This window comes from Chitinophaga sp. (assembly GCF_039596155.1).
GTDB lineage: Bacteria > Bacteroidota > Bacteroidia > Chitinophagales > Chitinophagaceae > Chitinophaga.
On record NZ_JBCNKF010000009.1, the window covers coordinates 207,418 to 228,111 of the forward strand.

Sequence of the window (20,694 nt, forward strand, 5' to 3'; positions counted from 1 at the left end):
CAGGGACAACCAACTGTCATCAGGTTTTCTTATGAGAAAAAAAGCAATCAAATTGGCTTTGGCGGCCTGTTGTATCACAGCCGGGGCCAGCGCACAGTCCTTACCACCTACCGGCTCCAACCATGGCAACAAGTTTGAGCAATTAGGAACCATTCTCCAGACGCCTAACGAATATCGTTCTGCATCCGGCGCACCTGGTCCTAAATATTGGCAACAAAGAGCCGATTACGACATCTCCGCTACCCTGGATGATGACAAGCAAAAGCTGACAGGGAAAGAGACCGTCACTTATTACAATAATTCTCCTGATCCGCTGACGTACATCTGGCTGCAACTGGATGAAAATGAGCACAATCCGAAGAGTGATAACAACAGCTTTGATGGAAGTGCCATGAAAAGCAGAATGACGATGAAAGATGTGAACCAGATCCTCGGCCCACGCCCCGGTTTCGGTACCAACATCGTGAAAATCACTGACGACAACGGTAAAGACATTCCATATACCATTAACCAGACCATGCTACGTATGGATCTGCCACAAACCCTGCAACCCGGCCAGAAAATCCGGTTCAAGGTAGAATGGTGGTACAACATCTCCGATCGTATGATCGAAGGTGGTCGTGGTGGATACGAATACTTTGCAGAAGATAAAAATTACCTCTACACCATTACACAATGGTATCCCCGCCTGGCTGTATATTCTGACTTTCAGGGCTGGCAGAACCATCAGTTCACCGGTCGTGGCGAGTTCGCACTCACTTTTGGCAACTTTAATGTAAGCATGAATGTACCTGCTGACCACATCGTAGGTGCTACCGGCGAATGTCAGAACTACAAAGAGGTACTGACAGGTGCGCAATACCAGCGCTGGCAACAGGCACAGAGTGCCAAAGAACCACTGGAAATCGTGACGCCTGATGAGATGAAGAACAACATGGCAAGTCACGCCACTGCCCGTAAAACATGGGTGTATAAAGCGGAGAACGTACGTGACTTTGCATTGGTTTCGTCCCGCAGACTGGTATGGGATGCCATGGCGACCAATGTAGAAGGTAAGAAGGTAATGGCCATGTCCTACTACGGTCCCGAAGCTTACCCGCTGTGGAAACGCTATTCTACCAAGGTAGTAGCAAACACCCTGAAGGTCTATTCCAAACATACGATTCCTTATCCTTACCCGGTGGCTATCTCTGTAGAAGCTGCCAATGGTATGGAATACCCGATGATCTGCTTTAACTACGGTCGTACTGAAAAAGACGGGACCTATTCAGAAGCGGTGAAGAATGGTATGATTGGTGTGATCACCCACGAAGTAGGCCACAATTTCTTCCCCATGATCGTAAACTCTGACGAAAGACAGTGGACATGGATGGATGAAGGTCTGAATACATTCTGCCAGTTCCTGGCGGAGCAGGAGTGGGATAACAACTTCCCTTCGAACCGTGGCCCTGCCTACAAAATTGCTGACTATATGCGTATGCCAAAGGATCAGCTGGAGCCAATTATGACAAACTCTGAAAACATTGAGCAGTTTGGTCCAAATGCTTATGCCAAGCCATGTACCGCGCTGAACATTCTGCGCGAAACAGTCATGGGCCGTGAGCTGTTTGACTTTGCTTTCCGTGAATATGCACGTCGCTGGGCATTCAGGCATCCAACCCCTGCAGACTTCTTCCGTACCATGGAAGACGCTTCTGCAGTAGATCTGGACTGGTTCTGGAGAGGATGGTTCTATGGTATAGAGCCGGTGGACGTTGCGATCGACAGTGTGAAAATGTTCCGGCTGGATACAAGGGATCCACAGGTTACAAAAGCAGAGGCGAAAGCGAAATACGACCGCAATGCAGATCATATTTCCCGGGCACGTAACAAAGCAGCAGGTATGAAGTTCACAGCTGAGCAGGATACCGCCCTACAGGATTTCTATTACAAATGGAATCGTTTTAATGTAAGTGAAGAAGAAAAGCAGGCATATGGTAATTACTATGCAGGTCTGAGCCCCGAAGAAAAGCGACTGTATGAAAGTAAGAAGAACTTCTACCAGGTATCCTTTACCAATGTAGGGGGACTGGTTACGCCACTGATCATTGAATGGACTTATGCAGATGGTACAAAGGAAACAGATCGCATTTCAGCATATATATGGCGTCATGATGAAAACCATGTTACCAAGGTATTTGCAAAAGATAAAGAGGTCGTATCTATAAAGCTGGATCCATTGAGAGAAACAGCAGATATCGACGAAGCAAATAATAGCTGGCCAAGAGCACTCACGCCTACCAGGTTTGAGCTGTTCCGCAGCGAGCAGGCAGTAAGAGGGTCTTCTACCGGAGGTAACCCGATGCAACAGCAACGCAAATAATGTTATAACGCTTAATGAAGAAGCGCTTTTGCCTTTGGCAAAGGCGCTTTTTTTATTACCTTCATTTTATAAATACTTAACAATTCGTTAAGGTATACTAAACAAATTGTTAAAACTCCTTTTAGATATTTGCACCCATTAACAGATCATCGGAATTGTAGTAGTCGGACGTCAGAAAGAAGTCTAAATCAATTAAATCGCTTTATAGTAGTAATTCACATCAACTAAAAAACAGTTATGCCAAAAAGATGTAATGCATTCGCAAGGATGTTAATGGTCATGCTTTTGCTACCCTTTTCCTCCTTCGCGCAAAAACTAATCAACGGCCATGTACTGGCTAAGTCAGACCAGACGCCCATCCCTAGTGCGACTGTCATAGTAAAAGGCACAAAGAACGGAACAGTCACCAACGTAGATGGTAGCTTCGCTATCAAGGCTGAAAAAGGAGATGTATTATCTATTTCTGGTCTCGGTATTACACCGTCAGAATACACTGTTAACGGTGAGGATATCACTATTCGTGTAGATGCTAGCACAAAGGATCTCAACGAAGTTGTAGTGACCGCAACCGGGGTGAAGAAAGAAGTAAAACGCCTGGGATACGCTATCCAGGACGTTAAGACAGACGACCTTACCCAGGCCCGTGAACCAAGCGTATTGAACTCCCTGAAAGGTAGCGTAGCTGGTCTCTCTATCAATATTACTCCCGAAATAGGTCACTCTCCGAACGTTGTAATGCGTGGTGATGGTAGCCCGATGTATGTAGTAGACGGGGTGCCTATGAGCTCTGATACCTACAATATCAATCCTGATGATATCGCCAGCTTTACTGTGTTGAAAGGCCCAAGTGCTGCGGCTTTGTACGGTTTCAGAGGGAAAAATGGTGTGATCATTATCAACACCAAGAAAGGTACTAAAAATGCCCGTGGTTATACCATTGATGTCAATAATAGCACACAGTGGAATGGGGGCTTTATTGCACTTCCTAAATACCAGGATGATTACGGTGCTGGTGAATATGGTAAATACGCTTTTGGTGATGGTAAAGGTGGTGGTGTAAATGACTACGATTATGACATCTGGGGGCCTAAACTGGATGGCCGTCTGTTGCCACAGTATGATGGTCACTATGACGCTAACACCACTTATACTACTAAATTTGAAGATGGTACTTCGTTCGATGGCCACATCAAACCAACACCATGGACTGCGCGTGGTAAGAATAACCTGAAACGCTTCCTGCAGACAGGTATCCTGAACAGTAGCAGCATCGCAATCAGCTCTTCCTCTGAAAAGGCAGATCTGCGTTTCTCTTTGGGTAACAGCTACCAGAAAGGTATCGTTCCTAATACACAGCTGAACAACTTCAATGCAAGTGCCAGCATCAATTACAGATTTACAAAACGTTTTTCTGTCAGCACCTATATTAACTACAGCCGTCAGTCTACACCCAATATCCCGGATGTAAACTATGGTCCTAACAGTATCATTTACAACATGATCCTGTGGGGTGGTGCTGACTGGAGCGTGGATGATATGCGTGATTACTGGCAGCCAGGTAAAGTGGGTATCCAGCAGAAATATGCTGAATACTACCGTTACAACAACCCCTGGTTCATGAGCTACGAGTGGCTGAGAGGTCACTATGTGAATAACGTAAGTGGTTATGCAGCGTTGAACTATAACGTGAACAATAATATCGACCTGACCTTACGTCCAAGTTTAACTACCTACAATTTCACAAATACGGAGAAACTGCCTTATTCTGCTACGGTGTACGACAGACCTGAACATAAAGGTGACTACCGTGTGGACAACCGCTCTCTTTTCGAATCGAACGTAGAGTTCCAGGCTAAGTATCACAGGAATGCTATTCTCGGTTTCCTTGATGTGCAAGGTATGGTCGGCGGTAACGCGAGAACCTTCCGCTTCAATTCAGAGTTCACTACTACGAACTACCTGAACGTACCGGGTGTATATGCATTCTCTAACTCACTCAATTCTGTACAGGCTTCTTCTTACAACGCCGAAATGCTGGTACTGAGTGGTTATTATTCACTGGATCTGGGTTATAAATCTTATGTAACAGCCAACATCACCGGTCGTTTCGATAAGTCTTCCACATTGCCGGCACAGAACAATACCTATTTCTATCCTTCCTTTAACCTGGCCACTGTGATCTCAGATTATGCGAAACTGCCAAAAGCTATTTCCTTCCTGAAATTGCGTGGATCATTTGCCAGCAGTAAGTCTGGTGGTACTACCCAGTATTTTGCACCAAATGTATCTGCACTGGCAGGTGGTGGTTATGGTTATCAGTATAACTCTCCATACGACGGTCCGAAATATGCATTCTCTCAGACATATAGTCTGCAGCCTTATTATAACAACCAGAACAGCGCTGCTTATACTAACATCCTGGTGGATAACAATATCAAAACGGATGAAAGAAAAGCCCTGGAAGCCGGTCTGGATGTACGCTTTATTGATAACAGGCTGAGTCTGGATGTGACCCGTTACCGTTATAAAGACAACCTGATCTTTACAGGAAATGTATCTCAATCTACAGGTTATTCACAGCTGACCAAGAACCAGGGGCAGACACAGAATGATGGTTGGGAAGTAACATTGGGTGGTTCTCCGCTTCGTAAGAAAGATGGCCTGAACTGGGATGTAACTGTAAACTGGTTCCGGTTTGTAAGGAAATGGGTAGACAATCCGAGTGGTGACAACTGGGTACATAGTGGCACCCGTGTTGACCTGATTGCTGACAATGCATTTGTACGCACATCTAATGGCAAATTTGTAATTGACAGTTCATCTGGTTTGTTGCTGCGTTATTCCGACCTGGGGGTAAACGCCAAGAAAGTATATGGTCACTCAGATCCTGACTGGCAGTGGGGTATCACCAACACTTTCAGTTATAAGAACTTTTCCTTCCGCTTTAGGTTCGACGGTATGGTAGGCGGAGTGGTACACGACTACGTACGTCAAAAATCACTGCAGGGTGGTCGTCATATCGAAAGTACACAAGGTAAACTGGGTGAAGCACGTCCGGATGATGCAAAAGGTGCCGACGGTTTCTCTTACATAGGTGACGGAGTAAACCTGACAAAAGGTACTATTCAGCTGGATCCTGTCTCTGGTAAGATTATCAACGAAAAGGAACTGACCGTTATACAGAATAACACGAAAACTTCTGTACAGCAATATGTAACCAGGATGGCTTCTATCAGTGACCTGGACAATATCAAAAAGACTTATGCCAAGCTGAGAGAAGTAACGCTGACTTACCGTCTGCCTGCTAACCTCTTCGGACAACATGCTGTGTTCCAGAATGCTTCACTGTCTTTAGTAGGTCGGAACCTGTTGTATTTCTTCCCTAACCGCTACAAGGATATGGACGTAGACCAGTATACACAGGATAGTGGTTCCGGCCTGCAAACACCTACTACGCGCAGTTATGGTGTGAACCTGAATATTACTTTTTAATACCCGAACACAATGAGAAGATATCAACATATAGTAATCATTGCACTGAGTTGCCTGATTATGACAGCTTGTAATAAAAAAATTGAAGAACTACAGGCGAATCCGAACCAGCCGGGTAGTGTGACTGCAGAATTGCTGCTGGGCGCCATACTGACTGATATGTCGGGTACAGAAGACAATGGTAAGCTGCAGGGTTACGGACCATGGGATGCAGTAGCCCGCTGGAACCAGTATTTCTGCCGTAACTACGAATATTATGGTGACAACCAGTATGGTTGGTCCAGTGGTAGCTTCGATAGCTACATCGTACTGAAAAACGTGGTGCAGATGGAAAAAGAAGCGGCCAGCCGTGGTGCTGATTCTGTAAATCCATATGAGTCTATCGGTAAATTTGTACGTGCCTATTACTATTACAACATGACTTCCCTGATGGGGGATATCCCGTTGGACGGCGCTGTGCAGGGTACCGGCAATCTTACTCCGGCATATGCTACACAGAAAGCGGTATTCAACTTCGTACTGAATACACTGGATACGGTCAATAACCACCTGACAAAGCTGATCAACGCAGGTGATAACACCATCTCCAATTCTTCGCAGGATATTTATTACAAAGGCGATCTGACCCTGTGGCGCAAGCTGACAAACAGCTTCAGGCTCCGCGTGCTGATCAGCCTGAGTAAGAAAACAGCTGACAATGACCTGAATGTTGCTGCTCAGTTTGCGAAAATTATCAACAACCCTTCTTCTTATCCGATCTTCACCTCAGTGAATGATGATTTCAAATTCACGTATGTACCTACTTATAACGTTTATCCACAAAGCCCTAACAACTTTGGATCGGATGCACAGCGTTATAACATGGCGAATACCTATGTGCATAACCTCACAGATCTGAATGATGCACGCGTGTTTATTACCTGTGAACCTGCATGGAATATCATCGCTACCAAGGGATACAGCGCAGTGGACTTCCGTTCATTTGTAGGTGCCAGCACCGGGGAATCTATCGCAACGATGTATTCAGATGCGATTGCAGGTAATATTTCCCTGATCAACCGTAAGCGTTACTACGATACCTATACCGGTGAACCGGATGTATTGGTCGGTTACAAGGAGATGTGTTTTAACATTGCAGAAGCGATCAACAGGGGTTGGATCAGTGGTGATGCAGAAACCTGGTACAATACCGGTATTACCGAGTCTATGAAGTTTTATGGTATTACTGCCGCGCAAACGAGCTATACAGCCTATTTCCTGAAGTTTGGCAGCTCCCTGGGTGATTATACCTCTTATCCGTTTACCTTCAGTTTAAGCACTTATTTAGCCCAGCCTTCGGTGAAATATGCAGGTGCTGATGCCGGGTTGAAACAGATCCTCACGCAGAAGTACCTGGCTATGTTCCAGAATTCCGGTTGGGAGGCTTATTTCAACTATCGCAGAACAGGGGTACCTGTTTTCGATCAGGGTACTGGTATTGGTAACAATGGTATCATTCCCAAGAGATGGGGTTATCCAAGTACTGAGCAGAACCTGAACGCCGCAAACTGGAAAGCAGCATTGGCAAATCAGGGCCTGAGCACTGATGATATTAATGGCAGCATGTGGCTGATAAAATAATAAAATAAAAGCCGGACCTGAACAGGTCCGGCTTGTTATTGCTGCTTTTTATAGCGGTATAGATGGCTATACATAAGTTCAGTTCCTCACTTATCCCACCATACTTTCGTCATCAGCGAATTAGTTCCCTGCCTTCCAATCGCCTCCTGGTAATTCGTTGCATTGCTGGCCGCCTCTGATGCGGGATATAACATTCTTCTCGGGATCTGCCCACCCGTTGCATTACCCACATAATTTACCGGTGTTAATACCGGGTATCCACTCCTTCTCCAGTTCGCCCACACTTCATACCAATCCAGCAGACTTGCAGCCCAATACTGCGTATTAATCTGGTTATACCCATCAGCATCTACATAAGGATGTGCTGCCAGGTAGGTTTGAATAGCAGTACTGCTGATGGTCGCTGACGCATCGTACTGCGCCAGCTGACTCATTGCAGCGCTTACTCCGTTAGCATAGTGAGTGGCAGCATCTGCTCCCACATTCCAGCCTCTTTTGGCGGCTTCGGCTAACAGTAGTTCTACCTGTGCATATGTAACCAAAAAGGTAGGTCCGTTTAATTTCAGAAACACGTTCTTGTTCAATACTGAATACTTTTTCAAATCACCCGGGTAATGAGGTTCCTTCGAAATATCTGTGGCACTTGATGCGCCATTGGTATCATAGCCATTCGGCATACCCTGCTGGTCAGCAGCTGCATTGCTGCCTGTAGCGGGTACAGTACCGATATATGCCAGCCGGGGATCATTCGTATTTTTGAAGAAATCAATAAAGGTTTTACTCAGGCTTGCTTCACCTCCATTATTGATCGCATTCCATTCGCCGGAAAGGATATTACTGTTTCTGTTTACAGTCGTTCTGCCACCTGCTGCATCATGCAGGATGTAGGCATTTTCACTATTGTCAGTGAATACACCACCTGCATATGCTTTTTCTACCACCTGCTGTGCAGTGGCAACATCTACCTTTGTCAGGCGCATCCCGATTCTCAACATCAGAGAGTAAGCCAGTTTTTTCCAGTTCTTTACGACTACCGTGGCAGTACCGCTACCTCCTTTGTTATAAATAAGGTCGCCCTGCCCGGGAATAGCTTTGGTGGCGTCCAGCGCTTTTGCCGCTTCATCCAGTTCTTTTACCATATCGGTATAGATGGCCTGCTGTGCATCGTACTTTGGCGCATAGTTCTGGCTGCTATACCCGGCACCTGCTTCTGAATATGGAATATCTCCATATACATCTGTCAGACGCTGGAAGATCATTACGCTGGCTATGCGCGCCATGTTGTACTGATTGCTGTGATAAGCATCATTTTTTGTAAGGCGTATCACATCTGTAATATATTTTACCTGGTCAGTATACGCTTTGTCAAACAAGGCATTGGACCAGGCGTCGTTCTGAATGTACTTATCGCCTGCATACCAGGTTACGTTGGACAACTGTTGCATCATCATGGCACAATAGATAATGTTCACACGCCAGGTATCATAACTAAAGTCACTGTTTCCGGTATATTCCAGCAGCGCACGGGTAAAGTTGTACTCTGGTACACCGGTGTTTTCACTGGATTTGTTCTTATCTGTATTGATGTTTTCAAAATTCTTGGTACAAGCTGGCAACAGCATTAGAGCAGGAAAAGAAAACGACAGGATCTTTTTATATAGAACGTTCATTGCAGCTGGTTTTAGAATTTAACATTCAGGTTAATACCAAAAGATTTGGTGGTAGGAAGACCGGCATACTCAAGCCCCTGTGCATTGCTATTGCTATAGTTAGACTCAGGATCGATATTCGGTGTAGACTTTTTAAAGTAGAACAGATTGCGTCCTACCAGCGACACACTCACACCATGCAGTTTATTATGCAGTGCACTGGTGTTGAAGTCGTACGTAAAGCTCACAGAGCGGAACTTGATGAAGTCTGTCTTATACACATGCAGGGCTGAAATGGTTGCCAGCTGACCGTAGTAAGTCTGTGCATCAATGGTTTGGGTCATTGGTGCGCCTGCATCATCTACACCGGTTACGCTGATGCCACCTTCACGACCAGGCAGCGTTTCCTTTTGCAGGCCGTATTTGTAAGCATTCGCATTGGTACCTGAATAAATGTGACCACCAGATTTGAAATCGATGAGGAAAGAGAGGTGGAATTGTTTATACACAAATTCGTTGTTCCATCCTCCGCTGAATGGTGCTACACCTGTACCAGCACTTACCAGTGCATCTGTGCGTTGTGGCAAACCTGAAGCACTCAGTACCAGGTTACCTTTTGCATCTTTCTTATAGTCGTACACCATGATCTGTGCATACGGCTTACCTACCACATGCTCTATGAATGCGGACTCTGTGCGGGATTCACCATTCTCTACTACCATCTCATGCTGTCCCGGTGCCAGCTGAATTACTTTGTTCTGATTATGGGCAAAGTTGAAAGTCGTGGTCCAGGTGAGTGCTGCAGACTTCACAGGCGTACCACCTATCATCAATTCCACGCCTTTATTCTCCAGCTCACCCACATTCACCAGTGCGCTGGTGTAGCCGGAACCTAATGATACTGTCGCAGTTACGATATCGTTTGTTGCTTTCTTATCGTAGTAGCTGAAGTCGCCAAACACCCGGTTGTTAAACAGTTTGAATTCAGCACCCACTTCCAGTTCTTTTACCTTCAGCGGTTTCAGTGCCTTGTTAGGGATATTATTGTCTATATCACCGATGGGTGCACCATTGACTGTAGCACCCAGTGTGCTATAGTACAACGCTGTTTGATATTCGTCTGCGTCACCACCTACCTGTGCATAACCGGCCCGGAGCTTACCGAAGTTGAGCCAGTTGGCATGTACATTTTCAGAGAAAACGTAAGAGATGGTAGCAGATGGATAATTATAGGAGTTGTTAGCCATAGGCAGTGTACTGCTCCAGTCGTTACGATCTGTCAGGTTCAGGTAGAGGATATTGCTGTAAGCCAGTTCCAGCGCACCATACACTGAGTGAACTTCTTTTTTGTATTCGACGATAGTGCTATTTTTAGTACCTGCAGTAGATGGGTTATAAACAAAGGGGAAAGCGAAGTTGGAGGCCGTCACATCATTCACCTTATCGCTCTTTTGCAGGAGGTTCGCACCGGCATTCAGGTTCATGGTGATTTTTGGTGCGATGGTTTTATTCACCCCAATCAGGACGTCTGCATTCATTTCATTGAACTGCCTGTTACGTTCCAGGTCCAGGCTACCAGTAGGGCGGTAAGCGGTGCCTGTGGGCGTAATAGAAGTGGCGTTGAAGCTGAAGAAGTCATTGGCCACACGACCCTGTATATACAACCAGGAAGTAGGAGCATAGCGTAAGCTGGTCATACCGATCACGCGGTCCTTCTTTGTATTGTTAATAAAACGGTAGGCAGCAAAGTAGGGATTGGTGCTGAACAGGTCACTGCTAAACACGGTTTCATTACCCTGTGCGTCGTAGCCGGGGGCCAGGAGGGATGCCTTCACATTTGCCGGCAGGAAAGCAATGGCATAGTTACCATTACCAGGAGCGTCACTCAGGTTAGAGCGATTGTTGGTCACTTCTTTTGCGTATGTGATGTTGGTTTGTCCGCTCCATTTGTCAGACATTTTATAATTGAGATCCAGGTTCACGTTGTCGCGTATATACTGTGTATTGGGATAAATACCGTTGCTGCGCAGGTCTCCGAGCGCTACACGATATGTTGTTTTTTCATTACCCCCTGCTACAGAGATCGTGTTGCTGAGCGTATTCCCTGTTTTATAGAAATCTTTTAAATGGTTACCTTGTTTGGAGTAGGGGTGTGTTTTCCCATCGAAGAGGGTTACAGCAGAGCCATCCAGTTTTGTACCCCAGCTGGAAAGGCCACTGTTAAGAGCAGAGAGGCTATCTGTGGGATGTGCACCCATGATTCCCTGTCCGTACACTTCCTGGAAGTCGAGGAAGTCGTTGAGCTTATCAACGGTGAAATTGCTGTTCAGTTCTACCGCCAGCTGACCGGCTTTACCTGATTTTGTAGTAATGAGAATGACGCCGTTCACACCACGCTGACCATAGAGGGCAGAGGCGGCAGCGCCTTTCAGGATAGTCATATCTTCAATGTCATCGGGATTGATGCTGGAGATACCGTCGCCAAGATCAGCCCCACCCCACATGGTAGCAGACCCCAGGTTTGCGTTGTTCATGGGGATACCATCCACTACATAAAGCGGCTGGTTGTTGCCACTCAGGGAAGAGTTCCCCCTGATGGTGACGCGGGATGAGCCACCGGGCCCGGTGGATGGAGGCGTACTGTTCACACCTGCTACACGACCTTCCAGTGCATTGGCCACGCTGATTTCGCGGGCTTTCGTCATATCTGCACCTTGTACTTTTGATACCGCATAACCCTGACTACGGGCTTCTCTACGGATGCCCAGTGCGGTTACTACCAGTTCGTTAAGACCTTTTACAGCTTCTTCCAGAACAATGCTGACGGTGCTTTCTGTACCAATAGTGACTTCCTTCGGGGTGTGGCCAACATAAGAGAACACCAGCACGTCGCCCGTCCCTGCAGCGATGTGATAAGTTCCGCTTACATCCGTTTTGGTACCCTTCTTACTATTTTTGAGCGTGACGGTCACACCGGGCAAGGGATTGCCCTGAACGTCACGCACTATACCCGTAATGTCTCTTTGTTGCCTTGCAGCATACGATACAAGAGAAGGAGCCGCAAGGGCTGTCTGTATGCCATTTGAGAGCATGAGGCCCAGCACAATGCCTGCGGCACTGCATGCTTTTGACAAACGTAGTGTACGTTTCATAGATACTGCCTTTAAAAATTGACCTAAATGGATGTTGTTTCCCATAGGAATGCCAGTGGATGTAGTACATCCATGCATTCCAGCTGACTGTTAGTGATTTGGTTGTCGATTTTAGAGTTTGGTTGATAAGCAGTATGACATAATCTTTTCAGCTATGGGCCCGTTTAGCAGAAAGGAAGTAATGTGATACGGTGCGCCGTTACGAGCGCATTTCACCTATACCATTGTGATGCTTTACTAACATGTTCAATACGTGCTGCCCTGATTTGATTCCCCCTTTTGTGTCTACAGGATTTTTCAGGCGCATAAAGAGGTGTCGTGTGGAAATTAAAATAGTACCATCGTAGGAGAAAAAAATATTTTTATCCGGCTATTAGAAATCTGAATGGTGTATATAAAGTGCTTGTCTCAGGGCAGATCCCACCATAACCTAGTTCCGCCGTTATCTGCACCCTTCAATGTAGCAATAGCCCTGTTTACACCTGCCTGGTTTGTAGTGTATTCAAACTGTATAAAAGGAATTCTCCTGATAAAAGTCTCTGTAGGTATTTTCCCACCGCTGTTATTCACCACAATAGGAAACAGCCTCGGATACCCGGTACGCCGGAACTCTGACCATGCTTCCTGTCCATCCGGAAAAACCGCGATCCATTTCTGTGTAATGATCCTTTCCAGTTTACAGGCTGTCGTTGCATGATCGTCCCATTGGATGGTAATCTTACTTAATGGGGTGTCGATATTATTATTTGCATTCTGAGGGTCGATATATGGTTTCGATACGTAAGTACTGTTATGTATATAATCGTTGTAGGCGGCTGTAATACCATATTGCTGGAATGACAGGTATACGCCCTGTTCATAATTACTTGCGGCATCTCCGGCTCCCTTCCATCCATAGAGTGCTGCTTCTGCCCTTAGAAAATACACCTCTGCTGCTGTTAATAACTGAATATGCGAAGGCAGTAACGCCAGCTTTGAAAAACCTTTATAGGTATCTTTGCTGGGAATGGCAATTCCATTCCGTATGCCGTGATAGACAGAATCTTTTGTATCTGCTGATCTGAAGTAATACGGTAATCTTGGATCATGATATCCTGTAAGAATAGATTCCATGGGTGCACCCATCCGGATATCATTCCATGAATTGCAGATTACATTTACCGGATGCGTAGCCGGACTGATATCAATATTGAAATTATCTGCGACGGTACTAATCAACCCGTAGGGATGTGAAAGTGCTGCTTCTCCTTCCTGCTTTGCTGTGACAGGATCTACTTTGGAAATACGGATTGCCAGTCGCAGCCGCAACGAATTTGCGAGCTTTATCCATTTGATATAATCTCCCTTGTAAGAAAGATCAAAATCTGCAAACCTTCTTGTACCTGTACTATCAGCAAAATGTGTGAGCGTCGTGATTGCCGAATCCAGGTCCTTGAAGAAGGCAGTATACGCCTGCTGCTGTGAATCATAATCAATACTATGGTCATCATTGATCCGGGCATAATGTGTATAAATGATCGGACCATAAATGTCACTGATCCGATGCATGGCAATCACCTTCAGCAACTGTGCCCATGCATAGAAATCGAGGTACTTGCCCCGTGCATTATCCATCACAAATTTACAGTTCGGCATCACACTACCATATGCCGTGAGCCATGCATCGTCATCCCAGCTGTCCAGCAGGTCATATGTCATATTGTTCCTGTTGTCCTGAAAGGGATTAGGTGTCATCATGTATCCTGAGAACACATCTCCCATCAGGTTCTGCTGTAGTTGCGCTACGCTCACATCATTGCTGGACAATATATTCAGCATAGACTGGGTGAGCGGATCTCCCAGCAGTTTAAAGTCTCCTTTCAGTTCATCATCATACAGATCATAGGGGTTCGTATTGATCTCTTCAAATTTGCTTGTGCAGGCAGCAAGCAGCATTACCACCATACACGCCAGAATTGTGTTACGCATAAAATCGTTTTAAAATGCAGCCTTCACGTGTACTCCTATACTTCTTGTAGCAGATACTCCAAATACATCTATGCCCTGTAGTGCATTTCCACTACTCATCGCCACTTCGGGGTCGAACGGTGCATTCAGTTTAAAGAAGCAGAGGTTTTTTCCCAGCAGTCCTATCTGCAGCCGTTTGAAGTATTTGTTTTTTACAGGTACCTCATAAGTCAATGACAATTCCCGCAGTCTTATATTGGTCGCATCATACATATACATTTCTCCGATACCCGCTCTGCCGCCGATGGCAGAGAAGTACTTACGTGCATCGTATGGTACGGTGAGCGGTGTACCGTTTTCATACACCGCATTCAGGTTCACACCACCATGATCCCTGGCCCGCGCACTACGTTCGCTCACCCCGTAATTATCCAGTACGGAATTAGTTACACTCATTACATCTCCACCAAAACGACCATCTATAAGGCAGTTGAAGGTAAAGTGCCGGTATTCCAGTATATTGCTCCATCCTGTGACCAGGCGAGGGTTAGGATTTCCTACTTTTTTAAATACATTTCTCGTCACCAGGTTACCCTGTTCATCTATCAGATATTGACCTTTCTCATTTTTATACAATTCTTTGTTGGTATAAATATCTCCCCAGCTGCCGCCTTCTTTGATGAACGAGCCATACATATTGGTGTTGAAGTCAGTGAGGATATAGTAGTTGTCAGGACCGGCACCGGGAATAGTACTGCTGCTCAGTTGAACCACCCTGTTACAGTTTACGGTGCAGTTAATAGTCGTGGACCAGCGCAGTTGCGTTCGCTGTACAGGTACTACAGTAAGTGTAGCTTCTACACCTTTATTCTGGATATTCCCCAGGTTCAGGTAATAGTACAGATAGCCTGACCCGGATGGTGCCCTCACCTCCATATACTGCTGATAGTTGTTATTCTTATACCAGGTAAGGTCCAGGCTTATCCTGTCTTTCAGTAGCCTGATTTCTGTACCGGCTTCCAGTGAGCGGTTATCTTCCGGTTTCAGGTAGATGCCGGGATAAGGTGTGCGTGTATTGAAATTCACGCGGGATACACCAGCAGTAGTTTGCAGAATAAATCTTGCAGGCCGGGAGGAATAAGGTGCAATATCATTCCCTGCTTTTGCATAAGAAAGCCGCAGCTTTGCAAAGCTGATGGTTTTAGGCAGTTTTACAAGTTCACTGATAATGGTACTGATGCCTGTAGAGTAGTAGAAATAACCCTTGTCTTTGATAGGAGTAAATGCGAATGTGCTGCTCCAGTCATTACGCCCCGTGAGGTCTATAAACACACTGTTTTTAAAATGTACCTGTGCGCTCCCAAAGAAAGCCTGTAGCTGTTTCCGCTCTATGCTTTGCTGTGCATCGAGTGCATTGGAAGCGATGTTTTTAACGGAAAATTTGTTCGCCACAATCAGTCCTTCAGCCGCTGTGACATTGGTGCTGATCAGGTTCCTGTCGTGTGCCCTGATATCGGTAACACTGGCCCCCAGCATCCCCTGCAGTTTCCAGGCAGGCGCCACCTGTTTGCCGGCAGTCAGCATCAGGTCGGCATAGAATTGTTTGTTACTTTCTTTTTCAAGGGTGTACCTGCCATTCGGGGGGGAGAGTACCTGTTGTGTGCCCGCATGGGCTTTCAATTCATATTGATCATCGCTCTTATCAAAGTTGGTTCTGCCCTGTAGTGTGAGCCAGTCATTGAAGCGATATCTGAGAGAGAGCGACGCGAGTCCCCTGTAACGGTTATCTTCCCTTTCATCTCTTTTTTGAATCCAGTAGGGGTTTTGCTGATCATCCTGTCCACTCCAGCCCATGGCATTGTTAATGTTCCACCAGTTTTGCATGGGCATATTCCGGGTGTTGTCAAAATATTCGTAGTCTTTATAATTGTTGAAATCAAGTCCCCGCGGAAAGGTATACAAACCTGTGAGCGGGTTGTAGTAAAGGCCACTGGAAGGCCGGTTCACGGCATATTGAGCAAGGTAAGAGATGTTCGCATCTATATGTAGTTTATTGTCTAGCAGATCGCTGGTGACCCGGATATTGAAATTGTGTTTTTGTAGGCGGTTCACAGGCATAATTCCCCGGTTCATGGTATTCGAGTACGATATGTAATACTGTGTTTTTTCAAGTCCCCCACTGATAGAGAGCCCATTCATAGAAGTCAGTCCGGTGTTGAAGAAGGGTTTGACATGGTCTTTTGCATGAATGGCTGGCCCCCAGCTATCGGCGGATCCCGCCTGTTTATCATCTGTATAGGGCGGTATTGTTTGTCCGTAGCGATATTGCAGGGCGGGCAGCAGCAATGGTGTTTCGGCGGTGAGGTCAGAAGAAACTTCAATATGTCCTTTTCCTGAATAACCTTTCTTAGTTGTGATCATGATCACCCCATTCGCTGCCTGGCTACCGTACAATGCTGCAGCAGAAGCGCTTTTCAGTACACTGATGCTTTCAATATCGTCAGGGTTCAGGTTGGAAATACCGTCTCCGCCATCGCGGCCACCATTGCCTGTGATACCCGATGATTCTCCCCAGATATCGGTAGGTTGAGAAGGCGTGAAGTTAGCCATAGGTACACCATCGATGATATACAAAGGTTGGTTTTCGCGGGTAGATTTATTTCCTCTCAATACCACTCTTGCAGAACCGCCTATGCCTGAAGCACTACGATTGATCATCACACCTGCTATCCTGCCGGAAAGGTTATTGATCACATTGGCATCTTTCACGGTGGAGATATCATCACTATTCAGTAAGCCGGTGGAGTAGGGGAGCTCCTTATTGTTTTTGGGAATACCGAGTGCAGTGACGATCAGTTCATTTAGTCCTTTGATATTTTCGGTCAGCGTAACGTCAAGTTTCGAAGTCGCAATGGGTATTAAGATTTCTCTGTTGATATAACCTACAGAGCGGAAGATGAGCACATCGGTTAAACCCGTGTTAATGGTATAATAGCCTGCATCGTCTGTTTTTACACCGCGCGTGGTATTTTTAATCATCACCGTTACGCCGGGTAGTGGAGAGCCGTGCATAGAAACCACCCTGCCGCTGATCTCTTTCTGCAATGCAGTGGTATTGTGCAATTGTATCGCTTCGGGGGTATCGTTGCTGTTGTGTACAATGACATTTTCCCCCCTGAGTATAAACTGATATCCTGTTAATGCCGACAGCTGTTGCAATACCTGTGTTAAGGGAAGATTGATACAGGTAAAGGAGATCTGCTTTTCTACATCGATGGTAGTTTTATCATAGTGGAAACTGATGTGTTGCCTGCTGGCGATGGCGTTCATAATTTCCGTCACCGGTTTGTTCTGCAGGGAGAGGCTGATCTGGGCAATAGCAGATTGTCCTGATAATAGTGATATTAACAGGAAAAATACGATAGTACATACTTTTATAAAGTATGCCCTTCCCTTCATTTCAGCCCCGGTGATTTTAACATAATAAAGCAGCAATAAACATTTATGGGGCTACCCAAATACTACATGCAGGAATGCTCTGGGGAGCGGATTATAATAGCTGGGTTCACCTTTTTTTTGGAAAGGAGGACCATTGTAATAGTATCAAAACGTGTTAGATGTTAAAGGGCCGTTACTTGTGTACACGGCCACCTGATTGTAGTGCCGGGGCTAACCCCATAAATTATTTCTTATTTTTTAAAGTTACAGTGTCATGCGCTATCGACCACGACAGCGATTCTGTCAGACAGATTGTTTCCAGCACATTTTGCAGGGTTTCCTGCCGGAAGCTTCCGGTATAGGTCCATGCTTTTTTGTCGCTTTGGTTGATGACAGTTACGGCAAAAGTGTTTTCAATAGCGTTGCGTACCTGTTCATACGATGCATCTTTGAAAACAAGGGTTCCTTGTTGCCATCCGGTGGCTTCCGGGGTGCTAAAGGTAGACCTGGTCATTTGCAGACTTTGCAGGTCATAGCTCAACTGTTCACTGGATGTGAGTACAACGGGCTGGGTACCGGTGGCGGTTACTTTTACCTTGCCACTCAGCAGGGCTACGGTGATCTTCTGTTCATTGTGGTAAGCGCGTATATTGAAAGAGGTGCCCAGTGCTGTCGTACTGAGGCCTCCGCTGTGTACAGTGAAATGGTGAGCAGGGTCGGGAGCAACGTCAAAATAGGCTTCTCCTTCTTCAAGGTAGAGGTCACGACCTTCGGTGAAGTGTATGGGATACCTGAGCCGGCTGCCGGCGTTGAGCACAACGGTGCTGCCATCATCCAGTTTCAGGTGTTCGGTTTTACCCTTTACGGTAGTGACGATATAAAAACCGTCGTGCATTTCTTTATGGTTGTCAACAGTGGCAACAGGGCGATTGTCCGTATGCATGGCAGAGCGGGTCGCGTGCTGAAAAAACCAGCTACCGGCAGCTATCAGCATGGTGATAGCGGCTGCGGCATAGTACCAGGGGCGCAAGGTCCGCCGGCGGGGTACGGTTATATTTTTTTGCAGTGCAGCGTGTACATCTGCGAGGTCCTGCTGGATGACAGTTTCTGGAATGTGTGTAGTCGGCTGTTGGATCCCTTCGAACCACTCTTCTATTAACTGCTTTTCCCCGGCTGTGGACTGTTCCTCGTTATAGCGTTCCAGTATTTTCTTTATCTGATCAAGGTTCACAGCGTTGTTATTTAAATAATGTCCTAATGTATCGATTGTTTGTCCCTAACGTTAGTGATACTCTTAATGGTGTCGTTTCAAGTTGCAACAAGTACCATCAATTGTAAAAAAAAGCGGCGGTCAGCAGCAATAAGACCATATCTGTCTGGGCATGGTTGGTACGCAGGATCTTTAACGCTTTGGTAATCTGGTTCTTAACTGTTTGCTGTGACAATCCCAGGCGTACGGCGATCTGTTCTACCGTTTGATGTTCTACCCTGCTGAGGATAAAGATCTCCTTCATCCTGTCGGGCAGCTGGTTAATGGTCTCAAATATATCTTCCGTACGGGTTTTGCTATCCAGCAGTTCGGTGATACTACCGGGTTGTACATCAAAGTGTTCGATGAGTTGTTGCAGGTATTTACGATAAGTATTGTTCTTGCGATAGATGTCTATGATCTTATGTCTGGCAGACTGGTAGAGGTACGATTTCAACGATTCATTTACACTGATTGTCTGCCTTCTTTCCCAGAGGGAGGTAAAGAGTTCCTGTAATACATCCTTTCCTGCTTCGGCAGGTTCAATCTTGCTCAGGATATATAGGTATAAGGGCTGGCTATAACGGGCGTAGATAGCATTGAAGGCCATTATGTTGTCTTCCTGGAGCAATGAAAGTAATTGGGCGTCTGAGTAATTACTATACATGGATTACAGTGGTGACATAGATTTGGTTACGGTTCTCAACAAGCGTATATATGTAGGGAAATTACCACATTTATTGATAATACAAAAAACAAAAAAGGAAGGTTGCTGTCCCCGGACAGCAACCTTCCTTTCCGGAAGCAGACGAGTGGTCTGGCAATTAAAATGCCTTATAGGTCAGGCCTCCTTCAACCTTAATTCATTTTTGTACTCTTTAGGCGTCTTGCCAACTATTTCTTTGAAAAACCTGTTAAAATTCGACAAGTTCTTAAATCCGCACGAGTAGGCAATCTCAGCTATCGACCAATCTTCCTCAGTCAAACGTTTACATGCATGTCCGATCCTTACTTCATTTAAAAACTGCACAAAAGATTTCTTTGTCCTGTTCTTAAAGAACCGGCAGAAAGATTGTGGGGAAAGGTTCGTGATACTTGCCACATCCTGCAGGGAGATTTCCTTGCTGAAGTTGCTCATCACGTACTTGAACACTTCATCGATCTTATGGTTATCCTTCGCATTGAAAGCATGTGAATAACCTGTACTTGCCAGGTATTGCACATCCCTGGTTTCAGTCAGTACTTTCAGGATACTAAGTAAAGAAATGATTCTTTCCAGGCCTTCCTTCTTTGGTAGCTGTAAGATCTGGTCTTTCAGCAGATCGTAGGTAGGGCCTATGATCTTCATACCACGTTGTGCACGGTGAAACAGGTCAGTCAATGCTTTTGTTTCAGGCAAGCCATAGAACTTATCTCCGAAAATATCTTTCGGAAAATAGATCACGACAGATCTTGCCTTCAGCGCCTCATTGTTCTTGTAGTAGCTTTCATCATTGTACCATACATGCGGAATATGTGGCCCCAGAAACACCATATCTCCCACATCAAAACTCTCAATGCTGTCGCCTACAATTCTTTTACCGTTGCTTTCCGTAACGTATACCAGCTCACATTCCGGATGAAAATGGAATGGAGTATTGAAATAAGGATCACTTCTTTCAATGATGGTGATCTGATTGTCGGCAAACGCCCCCACTTTAATAAGAATGGGTTTCATGTAGTATAAGTTTAAGCTGTTTTTACTCTAGCTCCGTTGTGATGATGATTCGTCTTCCTGCCCCAGAC

At 45.7% G+C, this 20,694-nt stretch carries 10 protein-coding genes; 3 read left to right on the plus strand and 7 right to left on the minus strand.

What is annotated here, in order from left to right; genetic code table 11:
* Window positions 1-31: 31 nt before the first annotated feature.
* The 3 genes from ABDW33_RS11585 (at window position 32) to ABDW33_RS11595 (ending at window position 7,474) form a co-directional block, all read left to right on the plus strand.
* Window positions 32-2,362: a M1 family metallopeptidase gene (locus ABDW33_RS11585; RefSeq protein WP_343690228.1), complete on the plus strand. Its 2,331-nt coding sequence runs from the start codon at window positions 32-34 to the stop codon at window positions 2,360-2,362.
* Window positions 2,363-2,599: 237 nt separating this feature from the next.
* Complete coding sequence (locus ABDW33_RS11590) at window positions 2,600-5,854, plus strand: SusC/RagA family TonB-linked outer membrane protein (protein ID WP_343690229.1); 3,255 nt, start codon at window positions 2,600-2,602, stop codon at window positions 5,852-5,854.
* 12 nt (window positions 5,855-5,866) lie between these two features.
* Complete coding sequence (locus tag ABDW33_RS11595) at window positions 5,867-7,474, plus strand: SusD/RagB family nutrient-binding outer membrane lipoprotein (protein ID WP_343690230.1); 1,608 nt, start codon at window positions 5,867-5,869, stop codon at window positions 7,472-7,474.
* Between the two features lie 86 nt (window positions 7,475-7,560).
* On the opposite strand, the gene ABDW33_RS11600 is transcribed toward ABDW33_RS11595, so the two are convergent.
* The 7 genes from ABDW33_RS11600 to ABDW33_RS11630 all read right to left on the minus strand — a co-directional run bounded on the left by ABDW33_RS11600 (window position 7,561) and on the right by ABDW33_RS11630 (window position 20,626).
* Window positions 7,561-9,144, minus strand: a complete 1,584-nt coding sequence (locus ABDW33_RS11600) for a SusD/RagB family nutrient-binding outer membrane lipoprotein (RefSeq protein ID WP_343690231.1) — start codon at window positions 9,142-9,144, stop codon at window positions 7,561-7,563.
* An 11-nt stretch (window positions 9,145-9,155) separates the two neighbouring features.
* Window positions 9,156-12,275 (minus strand): SusC/RagA family TonB-linked outer membrane protein, encoded by a 3,120-nt coding sequence (locus ABDW33_RS11605; protein WP_343690232.1) that lies wholly within the window; start codon window positions 12,273-12,275, stop codon window positions 9,156-9,158.
* Between the two features lie 408 nt (window positions 12,276-12,683).
* Window positions 12,684-14,243, minus strand: coding sequence for a RagB/SusD family nutrient uptake outer membrane protein (locus tag ABDW33_RS11610; protein WP_343690233.1), 1,560 nt, complete (start codon window positions 14,241-14,243; stop codon window positions 12,684-12,686).
* Window positions 14,244-14,252: 9 nt separating this feature from the next.
* A complete protein-coding gene (locus ABDW33_RS11615) occupies window positions 14,253-17,681 on the minus strand; it encodes a SusC/RagA family TonB-linked outer membrane protein (protein WP_343690234.1) in 3,429 nt (1,142 codons plus the stop codon).
* Between the two features lie 223 nt (window positions 17,682-17,904).
* The gene (locus tag ABDW33_RS11620) at window positions 17,905-18,891 is read right to left on the minus strand and encodes a FecR domain-containing protein (RefSeq protein ID WP_343690235.1); all 987 of its coding nucleotides are present in this window, start codon (window positions 18,889-18,891) and stop codon (window positions 17,905-17,907) included.
* Window positions 18,892-18,988: 97 nt separating this feature from the next.
* Window positions 18,989-19,576 (minus strand): RNA polymerase sigma-70 factor, encoded by a 588-nt coding sequence (locus ABDW33_RS11625; RefSeq protein WP_343690236.1) that lies wholly within the window; start codon window positions 19,574-19,576, stop codon window positions 18,989-18,991.
* A gap of 174 nt (window positions 19,577-19,750) precedes the next feature.
* On the minus strand, window positions 19,751-20,626 hold the full coding sequence (locus tag ABDW33_RS11630; protein ID WP_116851677.1) for an AraC family transcriptional regulator: 876 nt from the start codon (window positions 20,624-20,626) through the stop codon (window positions 19,751-19,753).
* Window positions 20,627-20,694 lie beyond the last annotated feature (68 nt).

Bases quoted from the DNA above. Each gene is read 5' to 3' on its own strand.
- ABDW33_RS11585 (WP_343690228.1), top strand. From the start codon at position 32: ATGAGAAAAAAAGCAATCAAATTGGCTTTGGCGGCCTGTTGTATCACA.
- ABDW33_RS11590 (WP_343690229.1), top strand. From the start codon at position 2,600: ATGCCAAAAAGATGTAATGCATTCGCAAGGATGTTAATGGTCATGCTT.
- ABDW33_RS11595 (WP_343690230.1), top strand. From the start codon at position 5,867: ATGAGAAGATATCAACATATAGTAATCATTGCACTGAGTTGCCTGATT.
- ABDW33_RS11600 (WP_343690231.1), bottom strand. From the start codon at position 9,144: ATGAACGTTCTATATAAAAAGATCCTGTCGTTTTCTTTTCCTGCTCTA.
- ABDW33_RS11605 (WP_343690232.1), bottom strand. From the start codon at position 12,275: ATGAAACGTACACTACGTTTGTCAAAAGCATGCAGTGCCGCAGGCATT.
- ABDW33_RS11610 (WP_343690233.1), bottom strand. From the start codon at position 14,243: ATGCGTAACACAATTCTGGCGTGTATGGTGGTAATGCTGCTTGCTGCC.
- ABDW33_RS11615 (WP_343690234.1), bottom strand. From the start codon at position 17,681: ATGAAGGGAAGGGCATACTTTATAAAAGTATGTACTATCGTATTTTTC.
- ABDW33_RS11625 (WP_343690236.1), bottom strand. From the start codon at position 19,576: ATGTATAGTAATTACTCAGACGCCCAATTACTTTCATTGCTCCAGGAA.
- ABDW33_RS11630 (WP_116851677.1), bottom strand. From the start codon at position 20,626: ATGAAACCCATTCTTATTAAAGTGGGGGCGTTTGCCGACAATCAGATC.